The sequence below is a fragment of the Actinoplanes sp. NPDC023801 genome, from assembly GCF_040639655.1.
Taxonomy (GTDB): Bacteria; Actinomycetota; Actinomycetes; order Mycobacteriales; family Micromonosporaceae; genus Actinoplanes.
The window spans coordinates 1-1538 of record NZ_JBFAAI010000081.1; the positions used below are offsets into that span (position 1 = coordinate 1).

Here is a 1538-nt window from a genome sequence, read left to right on the forward strand (position 1 = left end):
TTGGCGTTGTTCGACGAGGCGGTGCGGTCGTCGTGGTCGCATGTGGTGCCGGTGGTGATGGATCTGTCGGGTTACCGGTCGGGTAAGGCGGAGGTTCCGGCGTTGTTGCGCAACCTCGTCCGCCCGGCCCTGCGGCGAGCAGCCGCGACGACCAGCACCGGCACCGATTCCTTCGCCGGCCGGCTCGCGGCGCTGCCCGGGTCCGCCCGGAGCCGATTCGTGCTGGAAACCGTCGTCAATCACGCGGCCGCGGTGCTGGGCCAGGACTCACCCGACGCGGTCGGGGCGAACCAGGCCTTCCGAACCCTCGGGTTCGACTCGCTGACCTCCGTCGAGCTGCGGAACCGCCTGCGCGCCGCGACCGGGATCCTGCTCCCGGCGACCCTCGTCTTCGACTACCCCACCCCGGCGGCCCTGGCCGGATACCTGACCGAACAGATCCTCGGCACAACGGCCGCCGAGGTGACGGCCACGGGTGTTGCCGTACCGGACAGCGACGACGACACGATCGTCGTCGTCGGGATGGGCTGCCGGCTGCCGGGTGACGTCGACTCACCGGAGAAACTGTGGGACCTGGTGGCCGGTGGAACCGATGCCATCACCGGGTTCCCGGCGGATCGGGGCTGGGACCTGGCGAACCTGTTCGACGCGGACCCGGACCGTCCCGGCACGTCCTACGTCCGCGAGGGCGGCTTCGTCGACACGGCCGCGGGCTTCGACGCCCGGCTGTTCGGGATCTCCCCGCGCGAGGCGCTGGCGATGGATCCGCAACAGCGGATGCTGCTCGAAGTCTCCTGGGAGGCCCTCGAACGCGCCGGCATCACCCCCGACACACTGCGCGGCTCACCGACCGGCGTCTTCGTCGGTGCGGCGTCCTCGAGTTACGGACAGGGCGTCGAACTGCCCGAAGGCGTCGAGGGCCATCTGCTCACCGGCGGCGCGACAAGCGTGATGTCGGGCCGGGTGGCGTACCAGTTCGGACTCGAGGGCCCGGCGGTCACGGTGGACACGGCGTGTTCGTCGTCGCTGGTGGCGCTGCATCTGGCGGCGCAGGCGCTGCGGGCCGGTGAGTGTGACCTGGCGCTGGCCGGTGGCGTCACCGTGCTCACCAACCCCGGCATCTTCACCCTGTTCTCCCGCCAGCGTGGCTTGGCGCCGGACGCGCGGTGCAAGCCGTTCGCAGCCGCCGCCGACGGCACGAGCATGGCCGAGGGAGCGGGTGTCCTCGTCGTCGAACGGCTCTCCGACGCCCGCCGCAACAACCATCGGATCCTTGCGGTCGTACGGGGAAGCGCCGTCAACCAGGACGGCGCCTCCAACGGCCTGACCGCCCCGAACGGCCCCGCCCAGCAACGCGTCATCCGCCAGGCCCTCGCGAATGCCGGGCTCCGGGCGTCGGAGGTGGACGCCGTCGAGGCGCACGGCACCGGTACCCGGCTGGGTGACCCGATCGAGGCGCAGGCGCTGCTGGCCACCTACGGCCAGGACCGCGACGAGCCGCTGTGGATCGGCTCGGTGAAGTCGAACATCGGGCACAC

1 protein-coding gene is annotated in these 1538 nt (G+C 71.5%); it reads left to right on the forward strand.

Features of this window, described 5'->3' with window-relative positions; translation table 11 throughout:
* On the forward strand, nucleotides 1-1538 hold a 1538-nt coding region (locus AB0G04_RS44165; RefSeq protein WP_360996744.1), incomplete at both ends, for a beta-ketoacyl synthase N-terminal-like domain-containing protein.